Here is a 16,901-nt window from a genome sequence, read left to right as displayed (position 1 = left end):
GGCTAGCCGATCTTCACGATGGGGGCGTAGTCGCGCAGCAGCTTCTTGGTCTGGCCGGTCTTGGCGAACTTGACGTGCAGGGTGTCGCCGTCCACCTTTACCACGATGCCACGGCCGAAGGTCTTGTGGTCCACGGCATCGCCGGCGGCGAAGGCGGCCTTGGCGGCGGCCTTCTTGCCCGCGTTCGGGTTCACCCCGGCACCAACGCGCCCCGACGCGGCCCCGCCTCGCGACACGGATCCGCTGCTGGCGGCCGTGCGGCCCGAGCCGGTAGCGGCACGGTACTCGGCGAAGGAGCGGCCGCCGGATCCCGAGGCGCTCGACCGGCCGAACACGCGGCCCTCCCCCGCCTCGGTGCCCGAGCCGGCAATGCCCCGGCGGCTTCCCCGTTTCTCCCAGCCGGTGCCGGAGAAGCCCGCCGAGCCCAGACCTGTGGTCTGGCGCAGCTCGCTCGGGATCTCGCCGATGAAGCGCGAAATGGGGTTCGCGTGGGTCTGGCCGAAGATCTGGCGCTGCTGGGCGCAGGTGAGGTAGAGCTTCTTGCGGGCGCGGGTGATGGCCACATAGGCCAGCCGCCGCTCCTCTTCCACGGCCGCGGCGTCGCCCACGGAGTTCATGTGGGGAAACAGGGTCTCCTCCATGCCGGCCACCCACACGCAGTCGAACTCCAGGCCCTTGGAGGAGTGCACGGTCATGAGGGTGACGGCCTGGCCGTCCTCGGTCACCGTGTCCAGGTCGGTGCGCAGGCGCACCCACTCGATGAAGTCGGCCAGGGAATCGCCCCGCAGCACGCGCACCGGCTCCGCCTCGGGGCTCTCGCCGGCCGTGGGCGCGGCGTAGTCGGCATCCTCGGCATCATGAGTCTCCACGAACTCGTCCACTACGCCCAGAAACTCCTGGATGTTCTCGATGCGGCCGCGGGCCTCGTCGGTGCCCTCGTTCTGCAGCGCCTCGATGAGTCCGGCCTGATCGATGATGCGCTCGATGACCTTGCGCAGGTCGCCCTCGTAGCTGGCACCGTCCTTGAGAACCTGCACGAATTCGCCCACGGCCCGGCGGGTGGCCGGCCGAATGTCCTCATCGACGATGGCCAGCTCGGCGGCGGTGAGGAAGGGCATGTTCAGCTCGCGGCCGAACTGGTCGATGCGCTCGATGGTAGCCTTGCCGATGCCGCGGCGCGGTACGTTCACCACGCGCTTGGCGGCGATGTCGTCGGCCGGGTTCACCACCAGGGTGAGATAGGCCATCACATCGCGGATCTCCGCGCGGTCGAAGAAGCGGGTGCCGCCGACGATGCGGTAGGGCACGCCGGCCCGCAGCAGCATGTCTTCCAGCATGCGGGACTGGGCGTTGGTGCGGTAGAACACCGCCATGTTGTTGTAGGACACGCCGTCTGCGCAGCGCTTCTCGATCTCCCCGGCGATCCAGCGACCCTCGTCCCGCTCGTCGGAGGCCATGTACACCGAGATCTTGTCGCCGTCGCCCGATGAAGTGAACAGGCGCTTCGCCTTACGGTGCTGGTTGTTGGCGATCACAGCGTTGGCGGCAGCGAGGATGTTGCCCACGCTGCGGTAGTTCTGCTCCAGCTTCACCACGCGCGCCTCGGGGTAATCGCTCTCGAACTCCAAGATGTTGCGCAGATCGGCACCGCGCCAGGAGTAGATGGACTGGTCGTCGTCGCCCACCACCATGACATTGCGATGACCAGCAGCCAGGAGCATGGTGATGGCGTACTGGGCGCGGTTGGTGTCCTGGTACTCGTCCACCATGATATAGCGGAAGCGCTCCTGGTAGGCGGTGCGAACGTCCTCATGCTGCTTGAGCAGCAGGTAGGCGTACAGCAGCAAATCGTCGAAGTCCACGGCATTGGCCGCGCGCAAGCGCTCCTGGAGCCGCGTGTACACCTGGGCGGCCACGCGCCCCACCGGGTCGGTGGCCCGACTCTCGAAATCACCGGGCACGACGAGGTCGTTCTTCGCGCTCGAGATGCGGTTCATGAGCTGGTTGACCGGAAAGCGCTTCGGGTCGATGTTCAGCTCGGCCATGATGTCCTTATACAGGCGCTTCATGTCGTCCACATCGTAGATGGTGAAGCTCTTCGTGAAGCCCAGGCGATCGGCATCGGCCCGCAGGATACGCACGCACATGGAGTGGAAGGTGGACACCCACATGCCCCGGGCTCGGCCGCCGACGAGCTGGGCCAAACGCTCGCGCATCTCAGCCGCCGCCTTGTTGGTGAAGGTGATGGCCAGAATCTCCCAGGGCGCCGCCAGGTTCTGCTCCAAAATGTTGGCGATGCGGTAGGTGAGAACGCGGGTCTTGCCGCTTCCGGCGCCGGCCAATACCAAAAGCGGGCCTTCGGTGGTGACGACCGCCTCGCGCTGGGGGCCGTTCAAGGTGTCGATATCGATGGGCACAGGTCCGTCCTTTTACTTCGCAAACAAAGGGGCGCTCGGCCCCGAACAACGGGAAAGCCGTCCACAAGAGACGGCTTTCCATTCTATCGCCCTCTGGGGCGATACGGCGAAAGACCCATCAAGGTTTCACCGCCTGTTCGATAAACAGCGAGGCGCGGCGGGCGCGGCCGCCCTAGGCGCCCGTAGAGTCCTGCACTGCCTCTCCGGCCGGACGTGTGGCGGTGCCGGCCTCGGGGGCATCGCCGAACCAGTTGTCGTACAGCTCGTCGTAGGAGCCATCGGCCTTCAGGGCGCCCAGGGCGTCGTTGATTGTAGCAGCGAGCTCGTCGTTGCCGGCAGCCACGATAAAGGCGTAATCCTTGGCAGAGGGCACCACCTCTACCGCCTGGAGATGGGGCTCCCTCACTTTGATGTAGCGACGAAAGCGCGGCTCATCCACAATGGCGGCCTGGGCCCGCTCGGAATTCAGCTCCATCAGGGCGTCGATGCCGTCCTCGAAGGGCACCACCTCCGCTTGGGGCAGAAGCTCGGCCACCCAGGAGGCGATGGCCGGCTCGTCCTGAATGGCCACCACCGGAGCCTCGGCCGCGGCCAGAGCCTCCAGGCTGTCGAGGCCGGCGCCCATCTTCGTCAGCACCGCGTAATCGGCATGCAGGTAGGGCTCGGTGCACGTAACGCCCTCCAGACCACCGTCCGTGGTGAGGGAGGAGGCACCCAGATCGGCCTCGCCGGCCGCCACCTTGGCCGCCACATCCTCGGGCTGCCCCGGCGTGATGTTCTGGTCGGCATCTTTGTGGTTCACCGCCTTGGCGAACCGCACGTCCAGCCCCGCCTGCTCGCCCACCAGCTCGAGCAACTCCACGGTGAAGCCGATCTGGCTCGTGCTGGTAGCCTGCTCGTAAGGCTCGCTATTGAGCGCCGAGGCCACCACGAGCACCCCGGACTCGTCCGTGGTAGCTCCCTCGACCGCCGCCTCGACACCAGATCCCATCGAGGCGGCCTCGTCGGACGAGCAACCAGTGAGCACCGATACGCAGGCGGCCAAAGCGACGGCTGCGACAAGCGCGAGCACGGCGGCGAGCGCCGCGCGGAGGGCCGCGCCAAGCGGCACGCGGCGGCCGGGGGCGGAGAGGGACAGGTCGGTCATAGGGGTTCCTCGCTTTCGGGACGGGCTTCTTGCGGGGCGCTCGCGTGCGGCGCGGCCTGGACGCGCTGCCCGGCTGCGCCCGCGCACGAGCCCGTGGCTTGTCGCCTTCTACCTTAGCCGCCCCGAGGGAGTCCGCATCATCCCCGAGCGGCCGGGGGCATCATCCTCCGAGGGCGAATTTCAACGAAAACGAAGCAGTTTGCCCAACAATTCCCCTCTTCTGGCCCGTGCGAGGGCCCTTCGCGACCCAACGCCCTACCATGAAAGCGAAAGGAACCGGCGGAACGAGCGGGAAAGCGCCCGAAGCCGATGCCACGCGCCAGCGCGCTTCCCCGCCCCATGCCATCGTTGAGAGAGGATCCCCCTATGAGCGACCACAAAGCCCGGGAACTAGAGCACGGCACAGCCCCCCAGCACCGCGCGCGCAAGGAAACCTTCGCCGAGCGCGACCCCTTGGCCGCAGAGGAGCCGACCGTGTTGGAGTCGTCGGCCGACGATCCGGAATTTCCCGCCATGGAGGAGTTCGAGGTGGATGAGGGCGGCCCCAAGGCGAACACGCGCAAGCATCCCGGGCTCATCTGGGCAGCCATCGCCATCGTGGCCGTCATCGCGCTCTGCATCGCCTTCGCCGCCGCCGGCGACTGGATGAATCCCACCCAAGCCGAAAAGGTGCAGCAGACCGAGTTCGAAGAGCAAACCGTCCCCGAAGATTTAGGGTCGAACGAGAATCCCGAGGCAGCCCAGGCCGACTGGCGCACGGTCATATCCTAGGACTCGCGCTCCAGCCTCAACCCCTGGCCGAGAGCCTTGAAAGGCTCCGTCCGGCCCCATAAGCCATGGGGAGCCTACATTACCTGCGCGCCGAAGGGCAGAAGGGACAGCTTCGCCATCTTGAGGCACTGCAGCCCAATGGGAATGCCGATGACCGTGATGCAGTAGGCCACGCCGAGCACCGCGTAGGAAATGGCCATGGGCAGGCCCGCCAAGATGAGCCAGAAGATGTTGGCGATAAGCGACGGCGCTCCCCCGCCGTAGACGATGGTCTTCCCGAAGGGTGCGAGCGTGAGCGAAGCCATCTTGAAGCACTGCCGCCCGAGCGGAATGCCGACAATAGTGATGCAGAATACGAGGCCAGCGAAGCACCAGGCAATCGCCGTGACCAGACCACCAAAGATGATCCAGATTATGTTCGCGATCGTAGACATGGGGCAACTCGATTCGATAGAGGTGATCCTGCACGGTCGGGCCAACATGATAGCAGCATCCCTTTCGATCCCAAAGGACAAGCCAACCGCCGATGGTGACTGGAGGGCCTCCCCGAGAGCGGGCCGGGCGTCATCGATGGCACGGCGGCGCCAGCGGCCCTCGCGGCGCCGCCGACGCAAGTGCCCCCGCGAAGAGGCCGCGGACCCCTCGACGAGGAATAGGGAGAAACAGCCTAGACCACTACGACGAGAGACTCTTCCTCTACAACCACCTCGGTCTGGCGCTGAGCATCCAGCCGGCGATTGCGGAAGTAGACGAGCCAGTTGGCGCCAATGCACACCACGTTGATGAAATAGACGATCAGCACCCAGTTCAGATTGCCGGAAACGAATTTGGCCGCGATGCCGGCGAAGTAGCCGGCGGTAATGAGCGCGATGAACTGCCAGCTGGTGCCGGCCGCTGTGCCGGCCCGATAGTTCTTGTAGGCGTTCAACGGCCACGACAGGCCGAAACAGATGAGCATGATGGCTTCGAGCACTTCCGCCATAACTCCGACCACTTCCCTTACTTTTGCACGGATATGCCAACGGGTTTTGATTCTAGGCCGTGCGGCCGCCAGGTCAACCCGCACGGCGCGAGCGGCGCCATCCGTTACCTTCCGGCCACGGCACTTCCATAGATCCTCTGCTATGCTTATCCCCATGGAAACTTGGTACGACATGCATTGCCACCTCGGCTTCGCGCCCGACCCGGCAGCGACGGCCCGCGCCGGCGCCCATGTGGGCATCGGCGCATTCTCCTGCACCGTCTCGCCGGAGGAGTACGAGCGGATCGCCCCCCTCATGGCCGATGGGACCACCGTGGCCGTGGGGCTCGGAGCCCACCCGTGGCAGATCGCCGATGGCTCGGTAGGCAGTGACGCCCTCGTGCGCTTCTGCGAGCTCGCCGCTGCCACGGCCTTCATCGGCGAGGTGGGGCTCGACTTCGCCGGCCCGCGCGACGGCAACGAGAGCCGCGCCGTGCAGACGGCCGCCCTCCAGCGCATCCTCGCTGCCTGCGATGACGGCGCTCCCAAGCTCATCTCGCTCCACGCCGTGAATGCCGCGGGCACCGTGCTCGATCTGCTGGAGGCGGCCGGCACGGCCCGGCGGCATTGTTGCATCTTCCACTGGTTCTCGGGCACCTCCGACGACCTGACCCGCGCGCTGGCCGACGGCTGCTACTTCTCCGTAGGCCCCCGCATGCTGGTATCGCGGCGCGGACGCGAGTACGCCCGGCAGATTCCCCTCGACCGCCTGCTGCTGGAAACCGACATGCCCTCCCGCGCGGGAGAGACGCTGCCCGCCAACGTCTGGCAGGCCGAGCTGGGCAATGCGCTTTCCGGCATTGCCCAGCTGAAAGCCATCGACCGCACCCTTCTCGCCGAGCGTCTGGCCACAACGAGCGCCGCCCTGCTTGGCACCGAGCAGGCACCGCTGCCCCGCGCCCGAAACTTCAGGTTATAATGGCCCCCATGAGCAAGAAGCCGAAGAAAATGCGCCTGGACGACCTGCTCGTCGCACGGGGGGACTTCCCCACCCGCGACGAGGCCCTGCGGGCGGTCATGGCTCGGGAAGTGCGCGTAAACGATGCATATGCGACGAGCGCTGCCGTGAAGGTGGCTCCCGATGCCGACATCTTCATTCGGGGCCGCAAGCAGTTCGTCTCCCGCGGGGGCAAGAAGCTCCAGGGGGCCCTTGATGCCTTCGGCCAAGAGGCAGCGGGCCTGAACTGCCTCGATATCGGCTCCTCCACCGGCGGCTTTACCGACTGCCTCCTGCAGGCCGGTGCGGCGCGGGTGGCGGCCCTGGACGTGAACTACGGGCAGCTGGCCTGGAAGATCCGCCAGGACCCGCGGGTGGCCGTATTCGAGCGCACCAACATCAAGGACGCCGACCCGGCCGCGCTCGGTGCCCCCTTCGACCTCATCGTCATCGACGTGTCCTTCATCGGCCTGGCGGCCCTGGCTCCGGTCTTCCCCCGCTTCAGCCGCCCGGGCACCGTCTTCATCGGGCTGGTAAAGCCCCAGTTCGAATCGGCCCACGACGAGACCGATCGCGGTGTCGTGCGCGATGCGGCCGTGCGCAGGCGCTGCGTCGAAGAGGTGAAGGCCGCACTCGCCGCCGAGGAGTTCGAGGCGACCGGCGTCGTGGAATCCCCCATCACCGGCCCCGAGGGCAACGTGGAATACCTCGTCCGCGCCGTGTACCGCGGCAATTTGGAAGGGGCGGCCGACTCAGTCGATGAGTCCCTTCATTTCCGCACGAGATCTTGAGTTATGAGCGTCTCGGTTTCTCACAGCAACTACAGCTCGGGAGAGATCACGGCAAAGTACCAGGTCAGGCAGGTGCGTAGATCAACAAGTTTCCGTACTGGACCGTCTGTCGCTTCCCGAGAGGCTCATAACTCCCGATCTCGCGCAGAAAGGGCCCTCTTCGAATGCCGAATGCAGACTGTCAAAGCGTCGGCGCCCAAGACCCCCAGGCGCCGACGAAAAAGGCGGCCCGAAGGCCGCCTCGCGCATCGAATTCGGAGCTGCGCCCTAGGGCAGCAGCAGCTGGGCAATCTGCACGGCGTTCAGCGCGGCGCCCTTGCGAATCTGGTCGGCCACGTTCCAGAAGGCGATGCCGTGGGGCACCGTGGGATCCTGGCGCAAGCGGCCGATGAAAGTGCCGTCGGTGCCAGCGAGCAGGCCGGGCATGGGATACACCTTATTGTCGGTATCATCCATGACCACCACGCCTGGAGCAGCTTCCAGGGCGGCACGAGCCGCATCCACCGTCACCTCGTCGGCGAACTCCACATTGATAGCCTCGCCGTGGCAGCGCAGCACCGGCACGCGCACGCAGGTGGCGCTCACCTGAATGTCCTCGTCGCCCATGATCTTCTTGGTCTCTACGACCATCTTCCATTCTTCCTTGGTGGAGCCGTCGTCCAGGAACACGTCGATATGGGGGATGCAGTTGAACGAGATACGATGGGCGAAGGCATCGATGACCAGCTCGTCCTCGGGGGTACCGTCCAAAAACGCACGGGTCTGGTCGTAGAGCTCGGCCATGGCCGGGGCGCCGGCGCCCGAAGCCGCCTGGTAGGTGGACACCACGACGCGCTTGATGGGCGAAAGATCGTAGAGCGGCTTCAAGGCCACCACCATCTGGATGGTGGAGCAGTTCGGGTTCGCGATGACGCCGGAATGCCAGGCCACGTCCTCGGGGTTCACCTCGGGCACCACGAGCGGCACGTCCTCATCCATACGGAAGGCGCTCGAGTTGTCGATCATGACGGCACCGGCCGCCACCACGGCATCGCGCATCTCTTTGGACACCGAGCCGCCGGCAGAGAACAGGGCGATATCTACGCCCTCGAAGGCCGTCGGGGTCATCTCCTGCACTACCAGGTCGCCGGCCGGCACCAGGCCGCAGCCCGCGAAGGGCACCTTCTTGCCCGCCGACCGCGCGCTGGCCAGCGCCCGCACTTCAGAAGCGGGAAAATCCACATCGTGCAGTACGCGCAGAAACTCCTGTCCCACCGCGCCCGTGGCCCCCGCCACGGCAACTACCGGGTTCGCGGGCATCTCTTTCATCCAAGCCATGGGTTCTCTCCCCTTCTCTCGTGTGTTCTGCTCGGTTGTGCGGCAAGGGCATGGGCCCTTGCCCTACTTCTTCACATCACCGGTTCGCCCAAGGAAGTCAGCGAGGGTTCGACCGGTGCCCGGCATTGGGCCGAACCGCGGCCGAGCGGCCTTCGCCCGCGAGGGAAAGCGGTGAAGCGCAAGGCTAGGCACCGGTCGGAACCGCAGCATCGGCCCGTTCCGTCGTTGCATAGCAACGACGGAACATCACCGCCCCTTCTTCATCTTCGCGGCAATTTCCTCGGCAGACAGCTGGGTTTCCACGAACAGGTCGTCGGAGTCCAGACCGAAGGCGGTGTGCAGGCACTGGACCGCCTGGGCCGCCTGGGCCGCGTCCACGATCACCGACAGGCGAATGGGGGACGTGGAGATGGCCACGATGTTGATGTTGTTGTCGCCCAGGGTCTGGAAGGCCCGCGAGGCCACGCCTGGAGACGACTTCATGCCGGTGCCCACCAGGCTCACCTTCGCGATGTCCTCGTCCACGATGAACTCGCGACCACCGATCTCGGGCACCACACGGGCCAAGGTCTCTTGGGCCCGGCCCAGATCGGCACCGGGGGTGGTGAACGAGATGTCGGTGACACCGCCCTCGGCCACGTTCTGGATGATCATGTCGAGGTTCACGTTGTTGGCGGCCAGGGCCGAGAACATCTTCGCGGCCACGGCGGGAGCGTCGGGCAGCCCGCGCACGGTGACCTTCACCTCGGATGTATCGCTCGCGATGCCGGTGATGACGGCTTCTTCCATTTCGTACTCCTCCTTGATATAGGTGCCTTCCGCCTCGGAGAACGCCGAGCGGGAATGGATGACCACCTTCCACTTGCGCGCGAACTCCACCGCGCGGCTCTGGAGCACCCCCGAGCCGGCGCTGGAGAGCTCCAGCATGTCGTCGTAGCAGACGGAATCGAGCTTGCGGGCCCGCGGGGCCACGCGGGGGTCGGTGGTGTAGACGCCGTCCACGTCGGAATAGATCTCGCACACATCGGCGTTGATGCCCCAGGCGATGGCCACGGCTGTGGTGTCCGAGCCGCCGCGGCCCAGGGTGGTGATGTCTCCATTGGCGTCGATGCCTTGGAATCCGGCCACGACGGGAATGTAGCCGGCCTCCAAGGCATCCAAGATGCGCTCGTTGTGCACCTTGATGATCTTGGCCTTATTGTGGGTACCGTCGGTTTCGATGCCGGCCTGGCGGCCGGTGAAGCTCATGGACTTGTAGCCCATGGACTCGATGGCCATGGCCAAAAGAGTCATGGACACCTGCTCGCCGGTGGACAGCAGCCGATCCAGCTCGCGAGCGGGGGGTGCCGCAGTCACGGCACTCGCGAGGCCCATGAGCTCATCGGTGGTCTTGCCCATGGCCGAAACCACGGCCACGACCTCCACTCCCTGCTGCCGCATGCGCACCAGACGCTTCGCGACGTTCTTGATGCGCTCGGGCGACGCGACCGAGGTACCGCCGAACTTCGCTACGATCAAAGACATGGCACCCTCTCCTCTTCAGCATGCGGGGAATTGCCTTGCGGATACTAGTGGGCTCACTATAGCAAAAACAAGGCCATGTGTCGGTTTTCCGACGGTAGACGGGCGCGGGCCGCTGACGGAACGCCCATTGTTTATGATGGCCCTGTTGCGTACTATAGGCACTTCGCCGAGCGCCCCGGGCCTCGGCGCCCTGCCATCCGAAGCTATCGGGAGGAGCCTGTATGCCGACCACCATCGCCCGCGACCCCCTCGTCGCGGGCCCGCACCGCCGCCGCATCGCGCGCCGCCGGAAGCTCTGCGCCCTGCGTCTCGCACCCGTCGCAGGCCGCCCCCGAACGGCCGCGCCTGCCAGCGCCCCGATGCCGCGGGCAGGGGTGCCGTCGTGCTAGAGACCGCCTTTACCCTCCCCTTCTGGTTCGAGTTCGCCGCTACGGTCACCGGCGGCCTGTCCGGTGGCATGTCCGCCGTGCGGGCCCGCTACGACATCTTCGGCACCGTGGCCATCGCCTGCATCACCGGTATGGGCGGCGGCATCATCCGGGACATCCTCCTGCAGAATTACGGCCTCTACGCCTTCCAGAGCCCCTGGTTCCTGCTGTCCTGCGCCGTGGCCGGCGTGGTGGTGTTCTATTTCGGCAAGCTGGCCACCTACCTGGACCCCATCGTGGATCTGCTCGACAACATATCGGTGGCCCTGTGGGCCATCATCGGCGCGTCGAAGAGCCTGTCGGCCGGCCTCACCATCATTCCCTCGGTGGTGCTCGGCACCATCACGGCCATCGGCGGCGGCATCTCCCGCGACGTGCTCATGAACCGGCCGCCCGTAGCCTTCCAAACCGGCCCCATCTACGGTTCGGCAGCCCTCATCGGCTGCATCGTGTACTGTCCCCTGAAGGCCAACGGCATCCTGCCCGACTCCGCCGGATTCCTCTGCGCGGCCCTCATCATGGCTCTGCGCTACCTGTCCCTTATCATGGGCTGGCGCACCAAGCCGCCTCGGGATTACTCCGACCGCGTCGTGGAAAGCGTCGTGCGGCCCGCTCGCTTCATCGCCCGCAAGGTGCACGTGCCCATGGGCAAGACGGCTCGCGAACGCCAGGGAAACACCCGCCTCGAGCGCTTCAGGCGCCAGGGCAAGCGCCTCTACGACCGCCTGAGCGGCCGCTGGATGGACGAGACCGGCGAGCAGATGCAGCCTACGGTGCTCATGGACAAGCTGGAACTGCCCGTGGTGGAGGCCCCTGCCGCGGGCCGCGGCACCGAGGTTGGCAGCCCCGATCCCTCCGACCGCCTCTTCGTGGACCGCGACGAGCTGTACCGCATCATCGGCCTGGATCCCAGCCCCGAGCCCGAGCCGTCCTGCGACCCCTTCGAGCCCCAGACTCCCGAGCCGGCCCGCCATCGCTCCAAGAGCCAGGTGAAAGCCGGCAACCCCCGCGCCCGCAAGAAAGCGGAGACGGAGGAGCACGAGTCAACGGCCCCGAATCTCCGAGACGCCGAGACCGGGAAAGACGCTGGGGCCGCCCCCAACGAACAGGCCCCCGATCCAGCTGATTAGCAGCCTGCGCGCAGCACGAGGGTCCCGGCACGGTGCCGGGACCCTCGCCTTTACAACGCGTTCTTGCGCAGCGTCCCTACAAGGATGCGGCACCCGAAGCGCTACATGTTCTTCAGCAGGATGGTGCTCATGAGATCGGCCGTGTGCTCGCAGGCATCGCAGCAGCTTTCCATATGATCGTAGAGGCGCGACCATTTCAGCACGTGCACCGGCTCGTCGGCATGGTTCACGTGCAGATTGCGGATAACTTCCACGTACAGCGTGTCGGCCTCGTCCTCGTAGTTGCTCACCTCGATGACCAGCTGCTTGAAGCTCTTGGAGCGCTTGAAGTTGCGGAAGTCCTCCATGGCCACGTGCACCGCCTTGCAGGACCTGCGGATGAGCGTGGCGAAGCGCTTGGCATCGTCGGGGATCTGGTGCACGTCGTACATGTACAGGTACTGGAGCACATCCTCCATCTCGTCGAGGATGTTGTCGAGGGCCTGGGCCAAAGCCACGATGTCCTCGCGATCGAACGGCGGCATGAAATCGCCGGCCACCTGCTTGTAGATATCGTGGTTGATGGTGTCGCCACCGTGCTCCAGCTCGTGGGCCTCCTCCAACATGGGGCGCAGGGCCGCGGCATCGGTGAACTCGTCCATGGCGCGGATGAGCACGCCGGCCTCCTGGACGGCCAGATCGGACAGCTCCTCGTAGGCGCTGAAATAATCGTACTTGTGCTTCTTACCCACTGTGTTCTCCTTTTCGCGTTACAGGATCATAAGAAACAACTTCGCGCAGATGTAGCCGAGGATGCCGCAGCCGGGAAAGGTGAGCACCCACGTCTTCACCATGTCGATGGCAATGGACCACTTCACGCTCCGAGGGCTCTTGGCCGCCCCCACGCCCATGATGGCCGTGGTGTTGGTATGGGTGGTCGAAACGGGAAGGCCACCGAAGGTGGCCAGGAAAAGGCTCACGAACGTGGACAGGGACGCGGCGAAGCCCTGGAAGGCCTCAAGCTTCACCATGTCCATGCCCACGGACTTGATGATGCGCTCGCCGCCCACAGCAGTGCCGAAGCCCATGTTGAACGCGCAGAAGATCATGAGCCACATGGGCATGACCACGCCAGAGAGGTCCATGCCCATGCCGGCGGTCATCATGATGGCCAGCATGAAGATGGACATGAACTTCTGGCCGTCCTGGGCGCCGTGCATGAAAGCCACCGCGGCCCCCGAGCCCACCTGGGCCCACTTGAAGAAGCGGTTGGCCCGGACCCGGTCGGCGTTGCGGAAGGCGCGCCCGATGATCTTGTAGTTGATCCAGCCGAGGCCGAAGCCGAGCAGGGTGGACAGCAGAATGCCGTAGACCACCTTCATCCACTCGGCGCCGTTGATGGCGTCCAGGCTGCCCTGCACGGCGATGGCCGCGCCGGTAAGGCCGGCGATGAGCGAATGGGACTGGGAGGTGGGAATGCCGAACCACCAAGCCGCCGCGCCCCACACGATGATGGCCACCATGGCGGCCATCAGGGCCGTCAGCGCCTGATGGGAATCGCCGCCGAAGTCCACCATGGAGAAGATGGTGTGGGCCACGGCCGTGGACACGAGGGATACGAGCAAAAGCCCGAGGAAATTGAATACGGCCGCCATGATGATGGCGTGACGCGGCTTCATGGCACGAGTTGAAACCGCCGTGGCAATGGCGTTAGGCGCGTCGGTGGCGCCGTTGACGATGATGACGCCGATATTGAGCAGCGTCACCACCAGCAAAATAGGGTTCTGCATCAGCTCAGAGAGGAAAAAAGCCCACTCGATGGTCACGGAGTTCCTTCCAACAGACGGTTCGATGCCGAAAAGCGCACCGCCTTAATTCTACCCTATGGCAGGACGCCTTACCGTGCAAACTCCCCGTCTTTTTTGTCAATCTTAGCTCAACCCGATTCCGAATGGCCGTGGAGGGGCTCAGCGGGACGCTACCGCAGGCTGGCCGGATCTTCCTCTCGAGCAGACAGCCCCTCGGCCTCGCGATCGATCAGCAATAGCAGCTCGGCTTGGGAATGGACGCCCAGCTTCCCGTACAGATTCCGCATATGGGTCTTCACCGTTGACTGACTGACCACCAACTTCTCAGCGATATAGGGGGCCCGGTAGTTTTGGGCCAGCAGGAACAGCACGTCGCGCTCCCGCGGCGTCAGCTCGAAGCGATCCCCCACCATGGCGCACAAATGCTCCATGGCAGGCCGCAACGGCGCCCCGGCCACGGGCATCGGCACCCTCGCGGCCCCGCGGCCGGGCGCATCGGCGGATACGGCCATCACCCCCGCATGCTGATGCACATACAGAAGCGCCAGCACGCTGGCCACGGCGAACACCGCCAACACGGTCACCACGGCCACGGCCGCATAGGTCGATGCGGGCAGCACGGCATGCAGCCCCGAGAACAAGGCCCGGGCCGCAATCAGAAAGGCGAAGGAGCCGTACAGCGGCGCCGAGGACACGAAACCCCCTTTCTGCGGCGGAAACAGAAACGGCGTCATCAGCACATAGAACAGAACGATCTTGTAGGTGGAATCAACAATGAGGAAGTGCAGCGCCCACAGGTCATTGGCCAAGGAGGCCGTATAGAAGGCCATGAACGTCACCGGTACTACCACCAGATCGAACACGAGCACGAAGCTGCGGCTCCACGCAAAGCGCAGGATAAGCCCGACGACCCCGCCTCCGATGATGATGGCCGCCCCGATGGCCGCCTGGATATCGGCCGAGGCCACGGCCTGTTGTTGCAGCTGCATCCACGAGTGCTGGGTGGAAATAGTGGTCGCACGGCACAGCAAGGGCAGTACCACCAGCCCCACGGCCACCACGCGCTCCCGCATTGTTGCCAAGGTGAAGACGGGCAGCGCCGGCGACGGGGCAGCGGGGCAGCGATCGGGGCGGAAGGACACCAGCGCGGCACCGGCCGCCACGGGCAGCAACCCGAGAAACCCATCGACGACCACCTGGGGCACGAAGGCCAGCGCCAGCGTGGCCACGCCCGACAAGAGGCAGCCCGCCGCTATCACACACGCAGCCCTCCAGGCACCCAGGCCGATCAGACGCTCGCCCCACAGCACCACGAGCAAGCCCGTGCTGATGCGGTAGGCAATGCGAATCTGCACCATGACGGCATCATCGAATCCGATGCCCCACATTACCAGCCAGGTGGACACAGTGGCTACCGCAGCCGTCACCGCGCGCACCGCGCCCAAAGCCGCCCCGTGGCGGCGACCCCGCGCCAACGCCATGCCCACCGTGCCAATGAGAATCGCCTCGAACACATAGGGCACGGGGGCGAACATCGAGAAGCTCACGGCATGTCCCACGGGCATGCGCTGGATCTCCAGCACCATAAGGGCGCAGGCCACACCTATGACGGCGCAGCGCGTACCTCGTAAAGACGCTTTGAGCGAACGCGACGAATCCATGGCTTTCCCTCCCCTTTTTCACTGCACCGTTATATCAGAAAAACGGTATGAACGCGGTTCCCACCTCCAATTTCATACCGTTTGTGGGAGGTGCGCGACCGCCCGACCGAGTACGGTAGGTGCCGCGGGCCATGCACCCGAGGTCCCATTGGGGCGCGGGTTGCGACCCGTCACGCGACCGAAGTGCAACATGTGAAAGGAGAGGGAGTCGTGGAACTGAATCGTCGAGACTTTCTGAAGGGTGCGCTGGCAGTGGGTGCCGTCAGCGCCGCAGGTGCCGGGTTGACGGCGTGCGCGCCGGCAGCCAAGGACAACCCGCAGGCCGCCGAGACCGGCGGCATCGAGTACCCCGCGGGCCTGCAGGAGAGCGATTTCAAGGAGTCGCCCGTCGAGCTTGCCCCCATCACTGAATTCGCCGACGAGAAGACCTACGATGTCGTGGTCGTCGGCGCTGGCACTGGCGGCGTGCCGGCGGCCCTGTCCGCCCTCGAGGAGGGCGCGACTGTCGCCGTGCTCCAAAAGGAGTCGAAGGCCATCGCCCAGGGCGGCACCTGTTCTGGCGTGCTTCTGGACGAGAGCGACGAGCAGGGCGTCATGAACTACATCCAGGGCTTCTTGGAGGACTGCGGCTGGCGCGCCGACCGCAAGCTGGCCGAGACCTACTGCAAGTACTCCGGCGAGGCCATCCGCTGGACCCAGGTGCGCACCGCCGAGGCGGGCTTTCCGCCCTACACCGTGCGCCCCACGGCCGTCACCGAGTACGAGGACGGATCGAAGTGCTCCCGCCGTTCCATCATGTTCGGCCCGAAGCCCTTCAACAACGGCACCATGGTGGAGCACTTGGCCGAGCTGGCCGCCGAGCGCGGCGTGGAGTTCTTCTACTCCACCCCCGGCGTGCAGCTGGTCACCGACGAGTCTGGCGCCGTGACCGGCGTCATCGGCAAGAGCGGCAACGACTACATCAAGTTCAATGCCACCAAGGGCGTCATCCTGTCCACGGGCGACTACCAGAACAACCAGAGCCTCGTGGAGCGCTACTGCCCCGACGTGAAGGATTTCGACCGCAAGCAGAGCGGCAAGACCGGTGACGGCATCCTCATGGCCATGGCCATCGGGGGAGGCTTCGTGCCCGTGGGTCACTCCCACATGCTGCACGACTTCGACTCAGGCCCCATGTTCAACGAGCCCTTCCTCACCGTGAACGAGAACGGCGAGCGCTTCATGAACGAGGACTGCGTATTCGAGGAGATCAATTGCGTGCTGCGCAACCAACCCAAGCCCGGCTGGTACTCCCAGATCTTCGATGACGACTACATCGCCCAGGTGACCGAATGGGGCGGCAAGCCCACCGACAAGGAGAAGATCAAGCCCTACATGCCCGATGTGGAGATGGATCGCTCCGGCGAGAGCGGCGCCAACGTCATCGAGGGCCTCATCGACACCTACTGCTGCGACACGCTGGACGAGCTGGCCGGCAAGCTGGGCATCCCGGCCGACGCCCTGAAGAAGTCGGTGGAGCGCTACAACGAGCTCGTCGACGCGGGCTTCGATGCCGACTTCGGCAAGCAGGCCAAGTACCTGAGGAAGGTCGAGAAGGCGCCGTTCTGGGGCATCCACAAGCACGTGCGCGTATCCGCCCTGTGCGCCGGCGCCACGGTGAACGAGAACTACCAGGCCACCCGCACCGATGGAGAGGTCATCCCGAACCTGTGGATCACCGGCTTCTCCGCGGGTCAGCTGTGCGGCGCCCCCGACTGGTCCATGTACCAGGGCGGCATGTCCGCCGGTCACTGCATCATGACCGGCCGCATCTGTGGCATCCAGGCCGCCACGGGCGGCAAGCTGGAGGCTGCGACCCCCATTACCGAGGCCGATGTGGTGGCCGTCTCCGCCTAATCCGCCCCACCTCCACGAGAAGGCCGGGGCCCGATACCCCAAAATGTCGGATCCCGGCCTCTTGGCCCCACCCC

Annotated in this window: 14 protein-coding genes; 5 read left to right on the top strand and 9 right to left on the bottom strand. The window is 65.4% G+C overall.

Annotated features, from left to right (window positions below; all coding sequences use genetic code 11):
• Nucleotides 1-2 precede the first annotated feature (2 nt).
• Both F8D48_RS06540 and F8D48_RS06535 read right to left on the bottom strand, forming a co-directional pair.
• Nucleotides 3-2,417, bottom strand: coding sequence for an ATP-dependent helicase (locus tag F8D48_RS06540; RefSeq protein WP_151430594.1), 2,415 nt, complete (start codon nt 2,415-2,417; stop codon nt 3-5).
• A gap of 172 nt (nt 2,418-2,589) precedes the next feature.
• Nucleotides 2,590-3,564, bottom strand: coding sequence for a substrate-binding periplasmic protein (locus F8D48_RS06535; RefSeq protein ID WP_151430592.1), 975 nt, complete (start codon nt 3,562-3,564; stop codon nt 2,590-2,592).
• Between the two features lie 366 nt (nt 3,565-3,930).
• Between F8D48_RS06535 and F8D48_RS06530 the strand changes: the two genes are divergently transcribed.
• Nucleotides 3,931-4,335 (top strand): hypothetical protein, encoded by a 405-nt coding sequence (locus F8D48_RS06530; protein WP_151430590.1) that lies wholly within the window; start codon nt 3,931-3,933, stop codon nt 4,333-4,335.
• Nucleotides 4,336-4,409: 74 nt separating this feature from the next.
• Here the strand turns inward: F8D48_RS06530 and F8D48_RS06525 are convergent, their stop codons facing one another.
• Both F8D48_RS06525 and F8D48_RS06520 read right to left on the bottom strand, forming a co-directional pair.
• Nucleotides 4,410-4,769, bottom strand: coding sequence for a YccF domain-containing protein (locus F8D48_RS06525; RefSeq protein WP_151430588.1), 360 nt, complete (start codon nt 4,767-4,769; stop codon nt 4,410-4,412).
• A 233-nt stretch (nt 4,770-5,002) separates the two neighbouring features.
• A complete protein-coding gene (locus F8D48_RS06520; RefSeq protein WP_151430586.1) occupies nt 5,003-5,317 on the bottom strand; it encodes a hypothetical protein in 315 nt (104 codons plus the stop codon).
• Between the two features lie 172 nt (nt 5,318-5,489).
• Here F8D48_RS06520 and F8D48_RS06515 point away from each other — a divergent pair, with 172 nt between their 5' ends.
• Nucleotides 5,490-6,275, top strand: a complete 786-nt coding sequence (locus tag F8D48_RS06515; RefSeq protein ID WP_170272758.1) for a TatD family hydrolase — start codon at nt 5,490-5,492, stop codon at nt 6,273-6,275.
• A gap of 8 nt (nt 6,276-6,283) precedes the next feature.
• A complete protein-coding gene (locus F8D48_RS06510; protein ID WP_151430582.1) occupies nt 6,284-7,084 on the top strand; it encodes a TlyA family RNA methyltransferase in 801 nt (266 codons plus the stop codon).
• 267 nt (nt 7,085-7,351) lie between these two features.
• On the opposite strand, the gene F8D48_RS06505 is transcribed toward F8D48_RS06510, so the two are convergent.
• Nucleotides 7,352-8,401: an aspartate-semialdehyde dehydrogenase gene (locus tag F8D48_RS06505; protein ID WP_151430579.1), complete on the bottom strand. Its 1,050-nt coding sequence runs from the start codon at nt 8,399-8,401 to the stop codon at nt 7,352-7,354.
• A gap of 246 nt (nt 8,402-8,647) precedes the next feature.
• Nucleotides 8,648-9,925: an aspartate kinase gene (locus F8D48_RS06500; protein WP_135970994.1), complete on the bottom strand. Its 1,278-nt coding sequence runs from the start codon at nt 9,923-9,925 to the stop codon at nt 8,648-8,650.
• A 382-nt stretch (nt 9,926-10,307) separates the two neighbouring features.
• Here F8D48_RS06500 and F8D48_RS06495 point away from each other — a divergent pair, with 382 nt between their 5' ends.
• On the top strand, nt 10,308-11,483 hold the full coding sequence (locus tag F8D48_RS06495; protein WP_151430577.1) for a trimeric intracellular cation channel family protein: 1,176 nt from the start codon (nt 10,308-10,310) through the stop codon (nt 11,481-11,483).
• Between the two features lie 101 nt (nt 11,484-11,584).
• On the opposite strand, the gene F8D48_RS06490 is transcribed toward F8D48_RS06495, so the two are convergent.
• The 3 genes from F8D48_RS06490 to F8D48_RS06480 all read right to left on the bottom strand — a co-directional run bounded on the left by F8D48_RS06490 (nt 11,585) and on the right by F8D48_RS06480 (nt 14,931).
• On the bottom strand, nt 11,585-12,214 hold the full coding sequence (locus tag F8D48_RS06490) for a DUF47 domain-containing protein (protein WP_016309259.1): 630 nt from the start codon (nt 12,212-12,214) through the stop codon (nt 11,585-11,587).
• 18 nt (nt 12,215-12,232) lie between these two features.
• Nucleotides 12,233-13,288 carry an inorganic phosphate transporter gene (locus F8D48_RS06485; RefSeq protein WP_151430575.1) on the bottom strand — a complete coding sequence of 352 codons (1,056 nt, stop codon included), beginning with the start codon at nt 13,286-13,288 and terminating at the stop codon, nt 12,233-12,235.
• Between the two features lie 152 nt (nt 13,289-13,440).
• A complete protein-coding gene (locus tag F8D48_RS06480) occupies nt 13,441-14,931 on the bottom strand; it encodes a helix-turn-helix transcriptional regulator (protein ID WP_151430572.1) in 1,491 nt (496 codons plus the stop codon).
• Nucleotides 14,932-15,141: 210 nt separating this feature from the next.
• Here F8D48_RS06480 and F8D48_RS06475 point away from each other — a divergent pair, with 210 nt between their 5' ends.
• Nucleotides 15,142-16,827: an FAD-dependent oxidoreductase gene (locus tag F8D48_RS06475; RefSeq protein WP_151430570.1), complete on the top strand. Its 1,686-nt coding sequence runs from the start codon at nt 15,142-15,144 to the stop codon at nt 16,825-16,827.
• Nucleotides 16,828-16,901 lie beyond the last annotated feature (74 nt).

Origin of the sequence: Adlercreutzia muris (assembly GCF_008831045.1) — a bacterium.
Lineage (GTDB): Bacteria > Actinomycetota > Coriobacteriia > Coriobacteriales > Eggerthellaceae > Adlercreutzia > Adlercreutzia muris.
Note: the sequence above shows the minus strand (reverse complement) of the source record. Positions and strands in the feature narration are given on the sequence as shown.

Bases quoted from the DNA above. Each gene is read 5' to 3' on its own strand.
- F8D48_RS06535 (WP_151430592.1), bottom strand. From the start codon at position 3,564: ATGACCGACCTGTCCCTCTCCGCCCCCGGCCGCCGCGTGCCGCTTGGC.
- F8D48_RS06530 (WP_151430590.1), top strand. From the start codon at position 3,931: ATGAGCGACCACAAAGCCCGGGAACTAGAGCACGGCACAGCCCCCCAG.
- F8D48_RS06525 (WP_151430588.1), bottom strand. From the start codon at position 4,769: ATGTCTACGATCGCGAACATAATCTGGATCATCTTTGGTGGTCTGGTC.
- F8D48_RS06520 (WP_151430586.1), bottom strand. From the start codon at position 5,317: ATGGCGGAAGTGCTCGAAGCCATCATGCTCATCTGTTTCGGCCTGTCG.
- F8D48_RS06515 (WP_170272758.1), top strand. From the start codon at position 5,490: ATGCATTGCCACCTCGGCTTCGCGCCCGACCCGGCAGCGACGGCCCGC.
- F8D48_RS06510 (WP_151430582.1), top strand. From the start codon at position 6,284: ATGAGCAAGAAGCCGAAGAAAATGCGCCTGGACGACCTGCTCGTCGCA.
- F8D48_RS06505 (WP_151430579.1), bottom strand. From the start codon at position 8,401: ATGGCTTGGATGAAAGAGATGCCCGCGAACCCGGTAGTTGCCGTGGCG.
- F8D48_RS06500 (WP_135970994.1), bottom strand. From the start codon at position 9,925: ATGTCTTTGATCGTAGCGAAGTTCGGCGGTACCTCGGTCGCGTCGCCC.
- F8D48_RS06480 (WP_151430572.1), bottom strand. From the start codon at position 14,931: ATGGATTCGTCGCGTTCGCTCAAAGCGTCTTTACGAGGTACGCGCTGC.